The organism is Streptomyces sp. NPDC006602 (assembly GCF_042870385.1).
Taxonomy (GTDB): Bacteria; Actinomycetota; Actinomycetes; order Streptomycetales; family Streptomycetaceae; genus Streptomyces.
Genome location: NZ_JBIAHG010000048.1, coordinates 1 through 18,634 on the forward strand (window position 1 = coordinate 1; position 18,634 = coordinate 18,634).

An 18,634-nucleotide genomic window follows, 5' to 3' on the forward strand; every position below is an offset into this window, starting at 1 on the left:
CGCCGACCGTCGGCAACACAGAGTCACAACCGAGGCAGCTCACTGACCGGCTTCACGGAAATCTTGGAAGAGCCACGATTCACCCGTCGCCGACAGCCTTGGAGTGATTCTGGAGATCCTATCTGTGACTGGTCGCGATAGATGGCACCGGCGGAGCCTGCCGGACAGGCACGATGCGCCGTGGCGGTCGCGATAGATGGCACCATTTGGTCATCGTTGTTGGCACTCGCTCGCGTTGGTCGGCCCATCCGTCACAGGTGATGGCGATATCTGAATCTCCTCACCAGCTGCTCGGGGCGGGTCCAGAGTTGCGTTGCTCGGCTTGATTCCCCAGGAAAACCCGCACTGACCTGCCACCAGCTGCCAGGGGTGGGCCCGCCCGGTGGCCAGCTACGTCGCGGGCCCGCGAGCAGATAGGGCGGGCCTCAGCAGTCGTAAGGTGGGTGTACGGGGTGTCGGGGCAGATGCGGCAGATGAAGAAGTACATGCCGCCCAAGTCGCCCAAGTCCATGCCATGCCCGAACGCGTCGAGGGCGGTGGGGTCGGCCTCGGCCTGCCAGGACGGGCTCGCAACCTCGTCGTGGCGGGGGCTCCAGTCGTCCACGGGGAGCCAGCGGCCCATTTGTGGTTCAGTCGCGGTGACGCTGAGCAGGTGTTCCATGCGGGTGCCGCAGCCTGCGCAGTCGGGCCAGTCGGGCGGCTGGGTCCACCCCGGGTAGCCGCCGACCTTGCTCTGTTGCGTCGTAGCCACCTCGAAGTAGTCGTAGCCCCGTTCCTCCCGCAGAGCATCGAACCGCTGGTTGAGCAGCTCACCGAGTCCCTCGGGCAGGTCCCAGTTCGGGTACTCCTTGGCCGGAGTGGGGGAAAGGGTGCACGCGCGCGGCAGGTAGTCCTCCTCCGCGGTATGGGGGCGAGGTGGTTCCCCGGCAATGGCGCCAGCCGCCGTCAGCGCCGTGCTGCGCCAGTGGAGCCGGGGGTCGGCCGCGGCCTGGTCGTCCTCGTGAACGAGTGGGCACCATAGGATCTGCAACAGGTCGGTGCCGACGGGGAAGACAAGGTCGGGCACATCCCGCGCGTACAGCTGAACTACCGGGACCATCGCGACCGGCTCCGGCCCGACGGGCGCGTCGAGAGGCTTGTAGTGGCCCGGTTCGGCGCACATCGGCCAGGTCTCGTCGGCCGGCCAGAGCAACGGCCCGCCGATGGAACTGTCACCCCGGGCCCCGCTCCCCGGCCCGGGGGTAGAGGAGGGTGACCTCGCGCGCCGTACCGATCAACTCCGGAAAGACTGCCTCGACGTCGAAGGGAAGCGGAGCCAGCGGCCGGGGCCCGGGCGGCCGTTCCCCGGGCGGCGTCCTGCTGCGCGTGCTCTGACGGCATGGAGTCTCCTGCTGCTGGTGGTCGTAACGCCGCCGACCCTAGCCCCCGCCTCCGACACCTGACGCGTCCCGCCCCTGCCCGGCCCGGCGATGCGCGTGGCGCTCGCTGAAGCTCTCCACTCCGTAGAACGTCGTAGCGAATGAGGCGACGAGCGTCCCTGGCCGATTCCAAAGATCCCGTGTGCCACGAATGCGAAAGGAACCGTATGTAGGAACAGTTCTGGAAGCAATGCTGTGCAAGACATGAAGGTCTGGCCCTTCGGAGCCGCCCTGCGGGGGGAGGCTTCAAACCACCACATGCTGAGAGAGCGGTGACGCGATCGTGGTGAGCGATGTGGAGAAGGCGCCCGAGAGGCGTCAGGTGGGGATCAGGAAGACGAACGCAAGTGAACCACTGCTGAAGTGTCGTTATTGAAATCGAAGTGGCATCAGAACCGGGCCCACGGGATTGGGTCTGGGATAAGCCTGACGGGAGCCCGTCTATTGGTCAGGCGGTGCCCGGCACGGAGGTGGCGTGAGCCTGGTCCGTAGGTCTTGCACGGAACGTGGGAAGGCACGCTTCGACACTGCTCCCGAGAGGGTGGCGAGAGGGAGCGCCCTGAGCGGATGAACCGTGAGGGGCTGAGTACCGGCGCGGAGCGTGCTGGCGGACCGGCCCGTAGTAGTGCTGAAGCCCCTGTAACGGGGGTGGAGCGAAGGGGCCGGGTCATCCGTGGCTGTGTGTGTCTGGTCAACCGGACGTTCTCCGGGAGGAGCCGATGGACAAGCTGAAGTCACCGAACAAGCCGTTCGAAATCTCCAAGTGGGAAGTGCTGGAGGCGTATCGGGAGGTCAAAAGGAATCAAGGGGCACCAGGGGTGGACGGGCAGTCCATCGAGGACTTCGAGGCCGACTTGAAGGGAAACCTTTACAAGCTCTGGAATCGAATGTCCTCGGGAACATACTTCCCTCCTCCGGTGCGTGCGGTGGAGATTCCGAAACAACATGGCGGCGGCACGAGAATGCTTGGCATTCCCACTGTTGCTGATCGTGTGGCGCAAACCGTGGTGGCCAGACACCTGGGGATCCGAGTGGAGCCTGTCTTTCACGAGGATTCCTATGGATATCGGCCGAGACGGTCCGCGCTTGATGCGGTAGAGCGATGCCGGAAGCGGTGTTGGGGGAAGGACTGGGTGATCGATCTCGACATCCAGAAGTTCTTCGACAGCGTCCGCTGGGACCTCATCGTCAAGGCCGTGGAGGCTCACACCGACGCCGTCTGGGTGAAGTTGTATGTTGATCGGTGGCTCCGAGCGCCGCTTCAACTACCCGACGGCACCTTGCAGGTGCGGGACCGTGGCACCCCGCAGGGGTCGGCGGTCTCGCCCGTGCTGGCGAACCTGTTCATGCACTACGCGTTCGACAGGTGGCTCACCCGGACGTATCCGGGAGTCGAGTTCGAGCGGTATGCGGACGACGCGGTCGTTCACTGCGTCAGCGAGCGTCAGGCCCATGAGGTCCTGGCCGCACTCGCGAACAGGATGGACGACGTCGGGCTGCGGCTGCATCCCGACAAGACCCGGATCGTGTACTGCAAGGACGGTAAGCGGCGCGGCTCCTACGAGCACACGTCGTTCACCTTCCTCGGGTTCACCTTCCGAGCCCGCGGGGCGCGGAACAGGAACGGTACGAACTTCACCGGCTTCCTGCCCGCGATCAGCAAGGACGCCCAGAAGAAGATCGGCACGGAGATCCGCTCCTGGCGGATCCACCGGCAGATCCACCTCACCTTCTTCGACCTCGCACGACGCATCAACCCGATCGTGCGGGGCTGGGTGCAGTACTACGGGGCGTTCTACCGCTCCGAGCTGCATCCCCTCCTCCACCGCATCAACACCTACCTGATGCGGTGGGTCCGCAAGAAGTATCGACGGCTTCGGTCGTTCAAGAAGGCCCACGCGTGCTGGAACCGCGTCACGCGCCAGTACCCGAGGCTCTTCGCCCAGTGGGCATGGACACCAGAGTTCCGGTGATCAGGAGGACAAGAGCCGTGTAACGGGAGACTGTTACGCACGGTTCTGTGGGAGCCCGGGGGTGCGATTCCCCCGGGCGACCCGACCATCACCGGGACCAAGGTGTCTGCCGGTCAACGGCCCCGCGCATCCCGAGGCCGTGCCGACGAGGCGCCGGTGTCATCCACCTCGACCAGTCACGAACGGCCGAGCGCGGCATGTTCGCGCTCCCGTGTCAGTCCCCGCTGTCAGACTGCAACCATCCCCATCGCAGGGGTGGCTGCCGTCCCTCCTCCTCGGCCCGGAGCAGCTCTTTGCCCAGGGCGTCCCGCTCCGCACCCGAGACGACGTGCACCGTCCACGGCTGGGTGTTGCTGTTCGAGGGGGCCGTCTGTGCGTCTTCCAGCACACCGCGGATGTCCGAAGGGGACAGGGCGGTGGGCAAGAACCGCCGGGGGGAGCGCCGGGAGCGTGCGATGTCGGTGAAGCGTGATGCGGTGCCGGGCAAGGCGGTTCCTCTCCATGGCGCGCAGTCGCCGCCACGCAGCGCAGTACGGCAGGCCACGCAAGGAGGCAGCCGGCGTAAGGGCCGGGTGCGGACGCACCCTTGCGGGTACCGGCAGGCTTGCGGATGCTCGCAGGCAGCGGCGTGCCGGGACTGCAGGCCGCAGGGCGGCGGACTGTGTGCTCTTCGTGTTCGTCTTGTTTGTTCGTGGCGTGCCGGCGCTGCCGCCCTCGTGCCGTTGCGTGCACGAGAGCCCTGTCGGGTGACTCAGCGGTGGGCGGCGCGGTTCATCTCGACGATGTCCTCCAGGGTGGCCGTGGCCGGGCGGGTGGCGAGGCGTTCCGGCACGGTGTCGCGGATGCGGGCGTCCTTGGCGCGGTCGGCCGCGGCCAGGGCCGCCGGCAGCTCGTCGAGGGTCAGTTCGGTGCAGTAGGCGGGGCTGTTCGGCTGCTGGCGCCAGGAGTCGGCCAGTGTGCCTGCGTCGTAGGGGTCGAAGCCGGTGTCGTCCACGAGCTGCATGGCCACACGCCGCGCCTCCTCGGAGTCGCCGGCGACGGGGATGGCGAGGCGGCCGGGCGTTCCGGCCGGAACGCCCCGGGTCCGCTGGGTTTCGGCCAGGGCGGCGTTCCACGCCTTGACCACGGGGCGCCCCAGTTGCTCGGCGTTCCACACGCTCTCGACTGCGCCGTTGTCCACGGCCTCGATCTGCCCGCTGAGGTGCGGATAGTAGTTCGAGGTGTCGATGACGACTGTCTCGGCGGGGACCGAGGCGAACAGGCCGGCCAGCTTCCCCGCCACCCCGAAGGGGATGGCCAAGACGATGACGTCCCGGCCCTGGACGGCGTCGGCGAGCTCCGCCGCGCGGGCCCCGGACTCCAGCACCACCGCCCGGACGGCCTCGGGGCCGCGGGCGTCGGCCACCTGGACGTCGTGACCAGCCGTGCTGAGCTTGGCAGCGAGGTTCCCGCCGATGGCGCCAGCGCCTATGACAGTAATTTTCATGATTTGTCCTTTAGGAGGTTGCACTGCCCCTGAGGGCAGCGCGATGTGATGGCTGGGTGGTGGTGCCACCTGGTATTGCGGGAGCCTGACGTCTACGCCTGGGTGTCCCGCTCGCGGTAGCCGCTCGCGATAAGCGTGCGGAGCCGGTCGAGCGGCTCCTCCTCGGTACCGGTGCCCTTGATCCAGGCAACGGAACAGGCCGCGAGGAACAGGTCGTGCCCGCGCACCGACGCGCGCACGCGCCCCGCGAGCTGCGCGGCTCGCACGTACTGATCGGTGGCGGAGATGAGGATGTCGCAGGGAATCGTGAGCGGGTTGTCCGGCTCCTGCGCCCTGGCTGCGGCCATGAGCGGGTCCGGCAGCCCGCTGAAGGCGCTGAAGTACTCCTCCATCGCCCGCAGCCACTGCTCCAGCGCCTCGGCGGGGTCGTCGAGCTGCTCGATGTCCGCCTGACGGGCCACCAGCTCCTCGGAGCGTGTCTGCAGCACAGCCGCCAGCAGCGCCTCCCGGGTGGGGAAGTGCCGGTACAGGGTGCCGGGCCCGACGCCCGCCTCCTTGGCCACCGCCTCGAGGGAGGTGCCGACCCCGTGCTGCAGGAAGTGACGCTGCGCGGTCTCCAGGAGGGCAGCGCGGTTGCGCTGGACGTCCGCGCGGGGCTTGCGTCCCCGCTGTTCACCGGCGCTCATGCGCCCTCCTGTCTGCCCTGGTCCTGCGGCCGCATCAAAACGGATGCTGCCTCCGTATGCATCCGAGAGTAAAACGGAGGCGGCATCCGGTCAAATCGGCGGCCCGACCACGGAGCCCGGACAGCAAGGGGACCCGCTTGTCTGGCCGCAGCGCGCAGAGCAAAAGCCGTGCGGAAGTGGGTGCGCGGGGTGCCGCGCCGCCGGTCCCGACGACGGTCGGCGTCCTGGACCGTGACCCGCATGTATCACCAGCGCTCCTGACCGGGTTCGGGACACAGGTCTCCAACGTGTTCGGCCCCTCCTGCGCCGAGCCCTGACCCGTCTCCCGGCCCAGGATGTCAGGGGGTGAGCTGCTGGTGCCCTATGACGGAGAGCAGTTCGAGTTTGCTGTGGCTCTCCGTGCCGGGGCGAGTGGTCAGCACCACCAGGGTCTGGGCGCGGTTCTCGGTGAACAGGACCTGGGCGTCGACGTCGATGCGGCCGAGTTCGGGATGGAGGATGGTCTTGCAGTCGTCGTAGCTTTGTGCGACCTCCTGGAGTTCCCACATGCGGACGAACTCGGGGCTGTGTTCCTGGAGTTCGGCGAGGATCCGGGCGGCTCGGGGGGTGTCGCTGCCTGCTGTCAGTGTGGCCCGCAGGCGGGCTGCCTGGGCACGGCCGTGGCGTTCGTGGGTCTCCTCGGGAACCATCAGACGTTCGGCCGGGTCCATGAACCAGCGGTAGTAGCCGCTGCGGGCCAGACCGGTGTGGCGGGTCTGGTCGCCGAGCAGCGCCACGGCCAAGGGGTTCATCGCGAGGGTGTCGAACAGATCGGTCTGCACCAGGGCCGGGGAATCGTCCAGGCGGTCCAGGACCCGCATCAGCGTCGGGCTGACATGTTCGGAGCGCTGGAAGCGGGCCGGGGCGTTGTGGCCGATGAGGACGAAGAGGTGGTCGCGTTCGTCCAGGGTCAGCCGCAGTGCCCGGGCGAGAGCCGTGGTGATCTGGACGGAGGGCTGCGGAGCACGCTGCTGTTCCAGCCGGGCGTAATAGTCGGTTGACATACCGGCGAGCTGCGCGACCTCCTCGCGGCGCAGTCCTTGGGTACGCCTGCGCGGCCCCTCGACCAGCCCGACGTCGCGGGGCCGCAGCGTCTCACGCCGGTGGCGCAGGAATTCCGCCAGTTCCTTCTTGTCCATGCCCCCATCCTCGCCGTATCCAGGCCGGCTATCCAGAGACCGCCGATCCATGGCTGAGCACTCCTCTCCCACCCGTGCGAAGCCGCCCATGAGTGAGACCGACGCCGTGGGCGCTCGCGGCAGGAAGACCCGATGGTCCCTTGACCTGCATGACCCGCTGGAAATTCGCTGACCGTCGGCAGTGCGCCGCAGGCCGCCGGTATGGAAGACGGCCTGCGGCGACGGTCCTCCGTCGACGACGCCCGACGCTTTGGGAGCGGCCCCCGGCCTCGTCGCCCGGCCTGGCCGAGAAGACGATGTGCGTCGTGTCGGCCAGGCGCTCGCGTGCTCGACGGCACTCAGGACGGAGCCGGGTCGCCTCCCGTGCAACGACCGGGGCGACGCCGAAGGCGCTTCCTTACCGTTCCGCGTCTTCGGTGAGGCCTCCCCGAGGCGGTCCATTTCGCGTCCGTCCATGATGTGGCCCCACAGGACAGGCCTGCGTGCTGTTGTTCCGCGTCGGTCACTACAGGCCGGTCAGCTGCTGGCGATCATGGCGAGGACGTTGTCGTAGGAGCCATTGGCCTGCGCGTCGCGGATGAACCTGGCGCCCTCGACGACAAGTTCCTTCGCGTCGGGCTTCTCGCGCAGCAGGTCGAGGGTCTGGGTGAGGAAGTCGTCCAACGGCATGGCGTGGTCGTTGTCCTGCTGGCCCAGCAGGGTCGTGCGCACGCCCGGCGGGACCATCTCGATCACCTGGACGCCGGCGCCAGCACCGGCGAGCTGGATGCGCAGGCTCTCGGAGAAGGAGTGCAGCGCGGCCTTGGTCGCGCTGTAGGTCGGGGTGCTCGGGTACGGTACGAACGCCAATGCGGAGGTGACGTTCATGACGACCGCGTCGTCCTTGCCCGCGAGCAGGGGCAGGAAGGCGTACGTCATCCGGATCGTGCCGAGCAGGTTGACCGTGACGTGATCCTCGGCGACCGGGAGTTCGGCCGGGTCGAGGAGGTTCTCCCGCAGCATGATGCCGGCGTTGTTGACCAGGGCGTTCAGCCCCGGGTGGCTCACCGCCACGGTCTCACGGGCCCGGGCGATCGAGTCGGGGTCCGCGACATCGAGGATGAGCCCGTCGATGCCCGGGTGCTCGGCCGTGATCTCGTCGAGGAGTTCCTTGCGCCGGCCGGCGACGATCACCTTGTTGCCGGCCTCGTGCAGGCGCAGGGCCAGGCCGAGGCCGATGCCCGAGGTTCCGCCGGTGATCAGGATCGTGTTGCCGGTGATCTTCATGAGGGGTCTCGCTCCTTGGTTACGGCGGGCCGGTGAGCGCCCGCGACCTCGACCGTAGGGGCGCCCGCACAGCGGCGGGAGAGGACGGTTTATCCATGGATCGGCGGTCCCCGGCTGAGCCGTGGAAGACGCTACAGCCGGTCAGCGCCTCCAGACCGGGCTCAGCGAGCCGCCGGTAGGAGACCCTGGTGGCCGGGATCGCAGTCTGTGCGGTCCCGGCGGATCCGTCGTTACCCGCAGCATCCGCGCGGGCCCAGCCGGCTCCTGTGTCCGCGAGCCTCCGCAGCAGCACTGCTCCCGCGTGATCAGCCAGCGTCTTCCCATCGGGCCGCCACCGACAGCCCATGGCCCCACCCGGTACGCCTGACCACCAGAAAGGTTTCCTGACCCCTGTACCGGATACGAACCTCTCGCATCCTTGCAGCTCAGCGGCGCCTTTCTGCTGTCAGGACGTCAGCTCACCCCATTCCGCTGAACAGCCAGGGTTGGCCCAGGGGAGCGGGCAACCGCGGACGGTCCTGCGGTCTTCCCTCCAGTCCGATGCTGGTGGTGGCGGCCCGGACGACGGTCGGCACTGTGGTCCGATTGTGGACCTCGCTGCGCGGCATACGGGTATGAGCACCGTTTTGTCGCCGATGAGAGAGCGGTCGTAGGGCTGCTGGAAAGCAACGCGGGCTGTCGGGCCGCCTGCCCTGTACCCCGCGTCGGCGAGACGAAGAGGTGACGAGCGCGTCCGTCGACTGTGCAGCACCCCACCACGGTCGCTCCGTCCGGTCCGTACGCAAGGGGCCATGCGCGATCGCATTCGCCTGGTGGCCGTTCGGCGGTCAGCGGCTCGGCTCGTAGGTGAGTTGCTTGACATGCCGCAGGGTCAGGGCGGTTTCCACGGTCTGCACGCCGTCGAGGCCGCCGATCTTCTCGCTGAGGTATGTGTAGAGCTCGCTCGTGCTCGAGGTGGCGACGGTGGCGACGAGGTTGGCCTGGCCAGTGGTGGCGCCGGCGAAGCGGACCTCGTGGTGTTCTGCCAGCTTCCGGCCGACGGCATCGAGTGCGGAGGGGGCGACGCTGAGCCAGAGCATCGCGCTGATGCCGTGTCCGAGGGACTCGCGGTCGTGCTGCACTTTGAAGTAGAGGACGCCGGTGGAGCGCAGACGCTCCAGGCGTCGCTTGACAGCGGACTCCGACTGGCCGGTGCTGGTCTGCAGCTCGCTGAAGGTTGCCCGGCCGTCGCGCCGCAGCACGGCGAGCAGCGCCTCGTCCGCTCCTTCGAGAGCGATGGGGGCGGCTACCGGCTCGCTGTACGGGAGACGCAGTGCCGCCTCCTGGTCGGGTTCGAGCGCTTGAGTCTTGTCGAGCCAGCCGAGGGGACCGCCGTAGAAGGTGTGCAGCAGGCAGTGGGCGCTGACTGAAATGACCTGAGGCGTGCGTTGCAGGCGGTCGAAGAGCAGTTCGTCGCGGGTCTGTCGGCTGCGGGGTCTCATGGCGCACAGCACTTCGGTGCCGCCGGAGATGAGATCGACGTGCGAGGTGTCGGGGCGCCGGGCCAGCGCGTTGGCGAGTTGTTCGGCCAGGTCGGGAGTGCAGCGCAGCCGGACGATCCAGCTCTGGCGGCCCAGCAGGCTCTCGTCGGTCATGCCGACGATCCTGAGTCCGGCGGTGGTGCGCAGTTTGCGGAAGCGGCGGGCGATGGTTTGGTCGGACACTCCGAGGATCTCGGCGATACGGCTGAACGGCGCCCGCCCGTCCACCTGGAGCGCGTGCAGCAGCTTCAGATCAAGCGCGTCGGGCGAAGGGGACTGCATCGGTGGCTCCTGTTTCGAGCGGGTGATGTTCACGTCATGTCGTACGACAGCGCCGTGGCCACTGAGCGGCGCCGTGCCCGTCCCCACGGTCGGCGCCTGTACCAGCGCGGTGACGATCCGCTCCTGAGCCGTGCCGGTACGTCTGGTGTCACCTCGATGCAGGGCCGGCGCTCACCGAGGGGAGACGGCTGACTGCGGCCGGGCTGCCGTCCGAGTGTCGGAGGTGGGCAGGTCGGGGTGCGAGGCCCTTGGACGGAGGCAGCCGGGCCTGCGGCCGGTGGGGCGTCCTGCTGCGGCCGGCGCAGCAGGACGAATCCCACCGCGGCTGCCAGCAGGGTCAGGGCAGCCGAGGCGATCAGACAGAGCTGAAGACCGTCGATGAACGCCTGCGACAGGGCGCCGAGGACACGCGGGGTGTCCGCGCCCAGACGAAGCCCGCCGACCGCACTCAGTCCGCCGGCGTCCGCGGCCTCGGTGACGCGCCCGACCGTCGCCCCGTCCAGCCCCGCGTCGGTGAGATGTCCGGGCAGAGCGTCCACGGCCCGAGCGGACAGCAGCGCGCCCAGGACAGCGGGGCCGAGGGCGGCGCCGAGCTGACGGAAGGCGTTGTTGGCGGCAGCGGCCATACCGGCCTGGTGGAACGGCACCGAACTGACGGCGGTGGCGGTCATCGGAGTCATGACGAAGGACACGCCCAGGCCGAGCAGGGCCAGCCGCCAGGCCAGTGAACCGAACGAGGTGCCGGCGTCGATCGTGGTCAGCGACAGCAGCGCGACCGCCGCGACCAGCAGGCCGCCGGGAATCAGAACCCGAGGAGACACCCGGTGCACCAGGTGCCCCATGGGGACACCGAGGACCAGCGGCACCATGCACACCATCAACAGCCGCCAGGCCGATGCGAGGGTGCTGAGCTGCTGGACCATGCCGAAGTAGAGGCTGAGGGCGAAGAAGAACCCGATGAGCCCGAGGAAGCTGATCATGGCGATCAATGCGGTGGCGGTGAAGGAGGGGCTGCGGAACAGTGTCAGGTCCAGCATCGGGCTGGAGCTGCGCCGCTCCACCAAAACGAAAGCGACCGATGCGACCACGGCGGTGGACAGGGCAAGCATCACCTTGGCATCGGTGAAGGAGTCGGCGCCGGCCTCGATGATCCCGTAGACCAGAGCGGTGATGGCCAGCGCGGCGGTGAGCTGGCCGGGCCAGTCCAGTCGGCGGATGCCTGGGGCACGGGAATCGGTGATCAGCTTCGTCGCGACGACCAGCGCGAGCAGCGAGGCGGGGACGGGCAGCAGGTAGAGCCAGCGCCACGCGAAGTGGTCGAGGATCACGCCTGCGATGACGGGGCCGAATGCGAGGGCGGCCATCAGGGACGTCGCCCACACGCCGATGAACTTCCCGCGCTCGCGCGGGTCGGGGACGGCGTGACTGATCAAGGCCAGGGTCGTGGGCAGCAACGCGGCCGCGCCCAGACCGGCGAAGACCTGCCCGGCCCAAACGACCTCGATCGACTGGGCGCACAGTGCGATCAAGGCACCCAGACCGCTGAAGGCAAGGCCCGCCTGGAAGACCTTCTTGCGGCCGTGCACGTCACCGAAGACACCCGCGGTGAGGATGAGCGCGGCCATGGGCAGCACGAACGCGACACTCACCCAGGACAGCTGAGAGGTCGATGCGTCAAGCGCCCGCTGAATGGCGGGCAGACTTGCAGAGACGGTGGTCACCGGCAGATAGGCGACGAACACGCCGACACAGGCCATGACGAGTGTGGGCACCCGCCGCTCCTGCGGCGCGTTCCCCGTGGTCGTGACGTTCACGTAAGACCCTCTCGCTTAAGCGCCAGGCGCTGTGGCCGGCTGACTTCCGCCGCAACGTTCCGCCCCGCCGGGGAGCCGAAGCCAGCCACGACCGCCGGATCCCGGAAAACCGACGTCCGAGCCTTCGGTCCGGGGAAAATCCGACACTGCAAAGAACAACGGCCAACAGCTCCCTGCCCTGCGTCGCCAGACGGCGCCGACCAGCGGTGCCCGACCATTCGGACGTCGGACGCGGCGGGGTCCGGCGTCGCCGGCCACGCCTCCAGGAGGGCTGCCGACGACTGGGTACGGATGCTCCTCCGGCGGGTCCAACGGCTTGAGGAGACAGTGGTCGAGGTCGACCACGTATGGCATCGATCGCCGCACCGTTGTCGGCGTACGCGGTGAGCAGCACCCGTTGGGCGAACGGAGAGAGGTCCATCGCGGCCTCCAGGAACTCGACCCCGTTCTCGGCATCCGGTGGTCGGCAAACATCACCGCAAGCTGCCCGCCACGCAGTTTGAGCCCGCGCAGCACTCGCAATGCTTTGGCACCGCCGGATCGTCGTCGACGGTGAGGATCACCGGTTCGGGAATGGGGCTCCTCCCGGGCAGCCGTCACAGCATGGGCTCGTCGATGGAGCACCAGCGCCGGTCCTCGCCGGACGCGAAGGACCGGATCACCGGAGGGACGGATGGACGGTCCCGCTGAAGTGAACCGTGGCGTGCGTGCCGGGTGAGCAGTCGCATCACCCGACGTGCCCGAAGGTCTGACAGAGCGGCCGGTGCAGCCGTCCCGGCCGCGCTGGAACGCGGGCCCGGGGACGGTGCCGGCGAGGCCGAAGGTCGTCATGATCAGTCCTTGTCTGGGAAGGGACGGTTGCGTCCCGGAGGGCGTGCCCGATCACGGCGTCAGGAGCGGGCGTTGAGGGCACGACGCTCGTCGACTGCCTGGTGACGCGGCCGGTGGATCGGTCCCGTGCCCAGGGTCAGGGACAGGCCCGTGCCCTGGTTGACGTGAGCGATGATCTCCGCGGTGATGGAGATCGCCGTCTCCTCAGGCGTGCGCGCGCCGAGGTCGAGACCGATCGGGGAGCGCAGCCGAGCCAATCGGTCCTGCGCGACGCCCACCTCGCGCAGCAGGCGCAGACGTTCTTCGTGCGTCCGGCGGGATCCCATCGCGCCCACGTAACCGACGGGCAGGCCGAGGGCCAGCTGCAGCAGAGGGATGTCGAACTTGGAGTCGTGGGTGAGGACGCAGACCGCGGTACGGCCGTCCACCTCGGTGCGTTCCAGGTAGCGGTGCGGCCAGTCGACCACGACCTCGTCCGCGTGCGGGAAGCGTGCCGCGGTGGCGAAGACGGGGCGGGCGTCGCACACGGTGACCCGGTAGCCGAGGAAGCGGCCGGCCTGGCTGAGCGCGGTGGCGAAGTCGACCGCGCCGAAGATCAGCATGCGGGGGCGGGTCGCGGCCACGTGGACGAGGACGGAGAGCCGGTCGGGGCAGGTGTCCGTGTCTCCGCCGAGCGAGGCGAGCGCGGTGCGTCCCGCCTGCAGCTGGGCTGTGGCCCGGTCCGCCACCGCCTGGCCTGTTGGGCCTGCGGCCAGCGTCGCGTCGGCGATCCATCTATCGCCGAGAACGCTCAGGGTGGTGCCGATCAGTTCGTCGGGGCCGTCGACGACCTGGGCCACGGCGGCGGGTCGGCCCCCGGCAACCTCGGCGAGGGCCGCGCCGAGATGCGGCCGGGTCGCGGGGTCGATGCGCTGGACGAGGACGTCGAGTTCGCCGCCGCAGGTCAGGCCGACTGCGAAGGCGTCGTCATCGGAATAGCCGAACCAGGCGCGCCGGGGAGGGCCCTGGCCGTGGAGCACCTCTTGGCACAGGTCGTAGACGGCTCCCTCGACGCAGCCGCCGGAGATGCTGCCGACGGCGTTGCCGTCCTCGTCCACCGCGACCGACGTACCGACGGGCAGGGGTGCGCTTCCGGTGACGTCGACGACGGTGGCCAGGGCGAAGGGGCGTGCCTCGTGGCACCAGCGGTGCAGTGTGTCCGCGATGTTCAGCATGGGTCGTTCTCCAGGTTCGCCGTGGGGAGGGAGGGCGGTGGCCGCCGCGCGCGGACGCTGAGCGCATACGCGGCGCGACCCTGGTAGGTCCGGCGGTCGGACGGGGACCGGCGGCCGGAAGGGCCAGTGGCATTGAAGACCGCGTTGGCGAACGGGGCCTGCGCAGTGCAGAACAGCACCCGGTCAAGCCTCGGATCTGCATTTCGGGGGAGGCTGACTTTCCAGTGATCCCGGTCGACTCGTCTTGCGTCGACAACGAGCCTTTGTCGCTTGGGTGGTGCGGTGTCGGTCGCACCACCCCAGGCACTCCTGCCCGGAGTGATCCTTGACGAGTTGACGGCCTACATCACGTGCTCGATCCGGATGGGCAGCCGGTTCTGTCGCCGCCCGGTGGCGTGCAAGACCGCGTTCGCGACAGCCGCTGCCGCGCCGATCATCGTGACTTCGCCGAGGCCCTTCACCCCGATGTCGTTGAGGAGCAGGTCCGGCTCGTCGATGAAGTCGAAGTCGATCTCCTGGATGTCGGCGTTGACCGCGAAGGGGTACTCCTCCAGCGTGGTGTTGAGGAATCCGCCGAAGCGCCCGTCGACCTCGCTCGACTCCCGGAGCGCCTGGCTGATGCCCCAGATCACGCCCCCGCGGACCTGACTGGCCGCGGTGACCGGGCTGGCGACCCGTCCGCAGTCGGCCACGCAGAGCGCCCTGGGCACACTGATGCGCCGTGTCGTGGCCTCGATGCGGACCTCGACGAAGTGAGCGGCCCAGCTGAAGGCGGTGAAGTCCGGGAAGACCGGGCCGGCGGCGGAGAACAGGCCGGCCCGTGAACGGTCGAGCATCTCGGGGGGCTGGCCCTGTCCCACGGAGGTCGCCTCCACCACCGGCGACCCGCCTCCGGTGGCTCGAACCGCGGCTGCCACATCCACGGTCCCGGTGTCGCCCGTGCCGAGCTGCTTGCGCAGCTCACGCAGTGCCTTGTGCACCGCGGGCAACGCGGTCGCGGTGCCCCACGCACCGGCGGTGAGATGCTGCGGCGCGAAGCGTGTGTCACCGACCCGTACGACGACGTCCTGCACGGGAACACCGAGGTCCTCCGCGACCAGGAGAGCGATGGCCGAGCGGATGCCCTGCCCCATCTCGTGGCCGTCGACGCCGACGGTCACCCGGCCATCGGCTGCCGCGGAAATACGGGCCACGGCCGGAGCGACCATGACCGGGTGGGCGCCGACAGCGACGCCCAGGCCCACGAACGATCCGTCAGCGGCGCGCATCGACCCCGGCCGCGGATCGCGTCTGTCCCATCCGAACCGCTCCGCACCCCGCTTCAGACACTGCGCCAGGTGGCGGGAGGAGAAAGGCAGACCGGTGACCGGGTCCGTGGCGGTGTCGTTGGCCAACCGCAGCTCGACGGGGTCCTGGCCGGTGGCGTAGGCCAGCGCGTCGATGGCCGACTCGAACGCGAAGCTGGCCGGGCCCTCGTGCGGAGCCCTCATGTATCCCGGCGTCTGGACATCGGTCTGAACCAGGCGCTGGCGTCCCCCGAAGTTCGGTACGCCGTACAGTCTCGACGTCACCTCCGTGAACATGGCGGGGTACAGGTCGTGGCGGGACGTCTGGTGCTCCGCGTCGTGGAGAGCGGCCAGGAGCCGTCCCGACGGGTCGGCGCCGAGCCGGATGCGATGACGACTGACCGGCCGGAAGCTGCCGGTGTGGAACGTCTGGGGGCGCGGAATGACCAGCTTGACCGGACGCATCAGCCGGCGTGCGGCCAGTGCCAGTGGCCCGATGTGCGGTTGCAGTGCGTTGCGGGATCCGAAGCCGCCTCCGATGTAGGGCGAGATCACTTCGACGTCGGCGGGATCGAGGTTCAGTTGCGCGGCGACTCCGTGGCGGAGTGCGCCGGCGTTCTGGGTGCTCTCGTGCACCACGAGCCTGTCGCCCTGCCATTCCACGACTGAGCTGATCAGTTCTATCGGGACCTGGTGCTGGGCCGGGTGCAGGTAGGTCTCGTCGATTTGCACCGGGCTCGCCGCGTACGCGCTCTCGGCGTCGCCCACCTTGACGTCGGGAAACCAGGACAGGGCTTCTTCCTGGATGACGGAGGTGGCCCCTTCGTCGTCGATTCCGACGGCGAACGGCTCGGTCTCGTAGCGTGCCCGGACGAGTTCCGCCGCCTCGGTGGCGGCGACCAGGGTGTCGGCGATGATCAACGCGATCGGCTGTCCTCGGTAGGCGACGACATCGCTGAGCAGCGGCTGCAGGCTCTGGAAGGCGAAGCCGCCGCCCATCAGGAACCCGGGGCCGCGCAGTTCGTCCTCGTTGAACCGGGTCAGGACCAGACGGACACCGTGGACCGCCTCGGCCGCGGCGGTGTCGATGGCCACGGTGCGGCCCTTGCCGATCGTGGCCAAGGCGAACATTGCATACGCCAGGTCGTCCGGGACGCGGTCGGCGCCGTAGCGTGCGGTGCCGGTGACCTTTTCGTGGGCGTCGACGCGGCGCAGGTCTGGGGTCTTCATCGGGCGGCTCGCTTCCCGGCGGTGAGCAGTGCGTCAGTAACGGTGCGGATGCCCAGTTCGACTCGGAACGCGCCGGTGCGAGGAGGGCGGGCCTCGGCGAAGGCGACTTCCCCCGCGTGGCGGGCGGTTGCCATGGTGAGTTGTTCGCCGATCAGTGAGCGTTCCGCTGCCGTCGCTCGCCAGGGGCGCGTGGCGACCCCTCCCAAACCGATCCGGCAGTCCGTGACCATTCCCTGTGCGTCCAGCGTCACCGCGGTGGCGGCCGAGGCGAGGGCGAAGGCGTACGACTCCCGGTCACGGATCTTGTGGTAGGTGGAGCCGCGACCGGCGGGGGTCGCGGGAACGCGGATCCGCAGGATCAACTCATCGGGAGCCAGGGTGTGTTCGAGCAGGGGGTTGTCTCCCGGTTCGACGTGCAGTTCGCCGAGCGGCAGCGTCCGCTCGCCTGCTTGGCCGAGCACGTCGAGTTCGGCGTCGAACGCGATCAGGGCTACGGCCCAGTCGCCCGGGTAGGTGGCGATGCAGGTGTCGCTGGTGCCCAGCAACGCATGGGTGCGGTCGAGTCCCTCGAGAGCCGCACAGCCGCTGCCGGGATTCCTCTTGTTGCAGGGGAACTCCGCTCCGCCGCGGAAGTAGCCGCATCGCGTGCGTTGCAGCAGGTTCCCGCCGACCGTCGCCATGTTGCGCAGTTGCTGTGACGCCGCCCTCCACAAGGATTCCGACAGCGCCGGATAGTCGCGGCGTACGACCGGATGGTCGGCGACCTCGGCCATTTTTACTCCCGCACCGAACGACAGTTCGCCCTCACTCGTGCTGATCTCGGTCAGCTCGGCGAGACGGTGAATGTCGATGACGGTCGGCGGAGCCTCGATGCCGAGCTTCATCAGGTCGTACAGGGTCGTGCCACCGGCAAGGATCTTGGTGCCCGGCTCGGCGGCGGCCAGGGCATCGACGGCCCCAGGGACGCTGTCGGGCACGACATAAGCGAATGAGCGCACCGTCTACACCTCGGTCTGCTGGGTCTGGTCGGCCACCCGACGGATGGCGGCGGTGATGCCGACATACGCGCCGCATCGGCACAGGTTGCCGCTCATGTACTCACGGATGTCGCCGTCGGTCTCGGTGTGGCCTTCGGCCAGGCAGGCCAGGCCGGACATCACCTGCCCAGGTGTGCAGTAGCCGCACTGCAGGGCGTCGCAATCGACGAACGCCTGCTGCAATGGGTGCAGCGTGCCGTCGGGAGCCGCGACGCCTTCGATGGTCATCACGTCCTGTCCCGCGACCTGGACCGCCGGAGTCAGACAGGACACGACGCGACGGCCGTCGATGTGCACCGTGCAGGCGCCGCACTGCCCCTGATCACACCCCTTCTTCGTTCCGGTCAGCACGAGACGCTCGCGCAGTACGTCGAGCAAAGACTCGCGAGGATCCAAAGCGAGGCACACTTCCTCGCCGTTGACGGTGAAGGCCGTCTCGACAAGGTCAGTCGGCGGTCTGGTGGTCGTCGATGTCTTCTTCACGGCTTCGTAATCCTTTGTGACAGGGCCCTGACGAGGGGGAGCAGGAGAGACTGGCAACCGCTTTCCCGGCCGATTGCCGACCATCCACGACTCCTGGACCGGGAAGGCCAATGGCGACGACAACTCCCGAAGTCGTGCGCTGCACGTGGCCGGCTTATAAGAAGCCACTGCGGTGTGGCCGGCGGGTACGTCGTCCGTATCCAGGACGCTCGTGGCAGTTCTCGAAGCAGCGGCTGTCGATTTTGTCGAACTGAGGTGAGCGGGTGGCCAGCACACTCGTCTCGCTGACGGCGGCCAATATGTGACGGACCGGGCGCGAGCTGCTGCTCCCACTCCCCGGTACTCAGCTGAAGCTCGGGCAAGACCACCCTCACGCCGACGTCGTCGAACAGAGGATGCAGTGGGCCGAAAGACCGGCCAGGTCGAGGCGGCTCACAGGGCCGGAGGTGTTGCCCGTCGCGACAGTGATCGTGGCAGCGACCGGCTCACCGGCTTTCGGATCGCGGACGGCGAGCGTGATTGACGCGGCCACGGTCGCCCACACTCGAGCGATCTCAATTCCGATGCCCGAGGAGCCCTTCGTCATCATTGCTCGCCAGCCGGAAAGGGCGATGTCGGCGATCAACTCAGCGGCTGTGACTTCGAAGCCCAGCCTGGTGCCGGTCGGCGACGACCACTTTGTTGCCGGCCTCGTGCAGGCGCAGGACCAGGCCGAGCCCGATGTCCGAGGTTGCGCCGGTGATCAGGATCGTGTTGCCGGTCATCTTCATGGGGGTCTCGCTCCTTCGTTGCGGCGGGCCGGTGAGCGCCCGCGGACCCGACCGTAGGGGCGCCCGCGCAGGGGCAGGAGAGGAAGGTTTATCCATGGATCGGCGGTCTCTGCCTGGTGGAGTGATCCCACCAGCGGGTCCGGTGTCGCTTCGGCGTCGC

General features: G+C 68.6%; 15 protein-coding genes and 1 pseudogene. 1 reads left to right on the top strand and 15 read right to left on the bottom strand.

Translation table 11 applies throughout. The features are described 5' to 3' along the window. Positions 1-280: 280 nt before the first annotated feature. On the bottom strand, positions 281-1,192 hold the full coding sequence (locus tag ACFYO2_RS45250; protein ID WP_388362178.1) for a hypothetical protein: 912 nt from the start codon (positions 1,190-1,192) through the stop codon (positions 281-283). A 945-nt stretch (positions 1,193-2,137) separates the two neighbouring features. On the opposite strand from ACFYO2_RS45250, the gene ltrA reads away from it, so the two are divergent. Then, complete coding sequence (ltrA, locus tag ACFYO2_RS45255; RefSeq protein WP_388362181.1) at positions 2,138-3,391, top strand: group II intron reverse transcriptase/maturase; 1,254 nt, start codon at positions 2,138-2,140, stop codon at positions 3,389-3,391. 214 nt (positions 3,392-3,605) lie between these two features. On the opposite strand, the gene ACFYO2_RS45260 is transcribed toward ltrA, so the two are convergent. The 14 genes and pseudogenes from ACFYO2_RS45260 to ACFYO2_RS45325 all read right to left on the bottom strand — a co-directional run bounded on the left by ACFYO2_RS45260 (position 3,606) and on the right by ACFYO2_RS45325 (position 18,474). Beyond that, a complete protein-coding gene (locus tag ACFYO2_RS45260; protein ID WP_388362184.1) occupies positions 3,606-3,878 on the bottom strand; it encodes a nitroreductase family protein in 273 nt (90 codons plus the stop codon). 264 nt (positions 3,879-4,142) lie between these two features. Beyond that, complete coding sequence (locus tag ACFYO2_RS45265) at positions 4,143-4,877, bottom strand: NADPH-dependent F420 reductase (protein ID WP_388362187.1); 735 nt, start codon at positions 4,875-4,877, stop codon at positions 4,143-4,145. A gap of 92 nt (positions 4,878-4,969) precedes the next feature. Then, on the bottom strand, positions 4,970-5,563 hold the full coding sequence (locus tag ACFYO2_RS45270; protein ID WP_388362189.1) for a TetR/AcrR family transcriptional regulator: 594 nt from the start codon (positions 5,561-5,563) through the stop codon (positions 4,970-4,972). A 338-nt stretch (positions 5,564-5,901) separates the two neighbouring features. After that, complete coding sequence (locus tag ACFYO2_RS45275; protein ID WP_388362191.1) at positions 5,902-6,741, bottom strand: helix-turn-helix transcriptional regulator; 840 nt, start codon at positions 6,739-6,741, stop codon at positions 5,902-5,904. Positions 6,742-7,257: 516 nt separating this feature from the next. Next, on the bottom strand, positions 7,258-8,007 hold the full coding sequence (locus ACFYO2_RS45280; RefSeq protein ID WP_388362194.1) for an SDR family oxidoreductase: 750 nt from the start codon (positions 8,005-8,007) through the stop codon (positions 7,258-7,260). 827 nt (positions 8,008-8,834) lie between these two features. Next, entirely contained in the window at positions 8,835-9,809 is a 975-nt protein-coding gene (locus ACFYO2_RS45285) for an Lrp/AsnC family transcriptional regulator (protein WP_388362196.1), read from the bottom strand. 29 nt (positions 9,810-9,838) lie between these two features. Then, complete coding sequence (locus tag ACFYO2_RS45290) at positions 9,839-11,566, bottom strand: MFS transporter (protein ID WP_388362273.1); 1,728 nt, start codon at positions 11,564-11,566, stop codon at positions 9,839-9,841. A gap of 239 nt (positions 11,567-11,805) precedes the next feature. After that, positions 11,806-12,223: pseudogene (locus ACFYO2_RS45295) on the bottom strand (fused response regulator/thioredoxin-disulfide reductase); the annotation flags it as partial. Positions 12,224-12,513: 290 nt separating this feature from the next. Then, a complete protein-coding gene (locus ACFYO2_RS45300) occupies positions 12,514-13,668 on the bottom strand; it encodes an XdhC family protein (RefSeq protein ID WP_388362198.1) in 1,155 nt (384 codons plus the stop codon). A 341-nt stretch (positions 13,669-14,009) separates the two neighbouring features. Further along, the gene (locus ACFYO2_RS45305) at positions 14,010-16,184 is read right to left on the bottom strand and encodes a xanthine dehydrogenase family protein molybdopterin-binding subunit (protein WP_388362201.1); all 2,175 of its coding nucleotides are present in this window, start codon (positions 16,182-16,184) and stop codon (positions 14,010-14,012) included. Further along, positions 16,181-17,182, bottom strand: a complete 1,002-nt coding sequence (locus ACFYO2_RS45310; protein WP_388362204.1) for an FAD binding domain-containing protein — start codon at positions 17,180-17,182, stop codon at positions 16,181-16,183. The genes ACFYO2_RS45305 and ACFYO2_RS45310 overlap by 4 nt, the downstream gene beginning before the upstream one ends. A 3-nt stretch (positions 17,183-17,185) precedes the next feature. Continuing rightward, positions 17,186-17,788 (bottom strand): (2Fe-2S)-binding protein, encoded by a 603-nt coding sequence (locus ACFYO2_RS45315; protein ID WP_388362206.1) that lies wholly within the window; start codon positions 17,786-17,788, stop codon positions 17,186-17,188. 286 nt (positions 17,789-18,074) lie between these two features. Next, positions 18,075-18,329, bottom strand: coding sequence for a hypothetical protein (locus ACFYO2_RS45320; protein WP_388362209.1), 255 nt, complete (start codon positions 18,327-18,329; stop codon positions 18,075-18,077). A gap of 1 nt (position 18,330) precedes the next feature. Continuing rightward, entirely contained in the window at positions 18,331-18,474 is a 144-nt protein-coding gene (locus ACFYO2_RS45325) for an SDR family NAD(P)-dependent oxidoreductase (RefSeq protein ID WP_388362212.1), read from the bottom strand. Between the last annotated feature and the right edge of the window lie 160 nt (positions 18,475-18,634).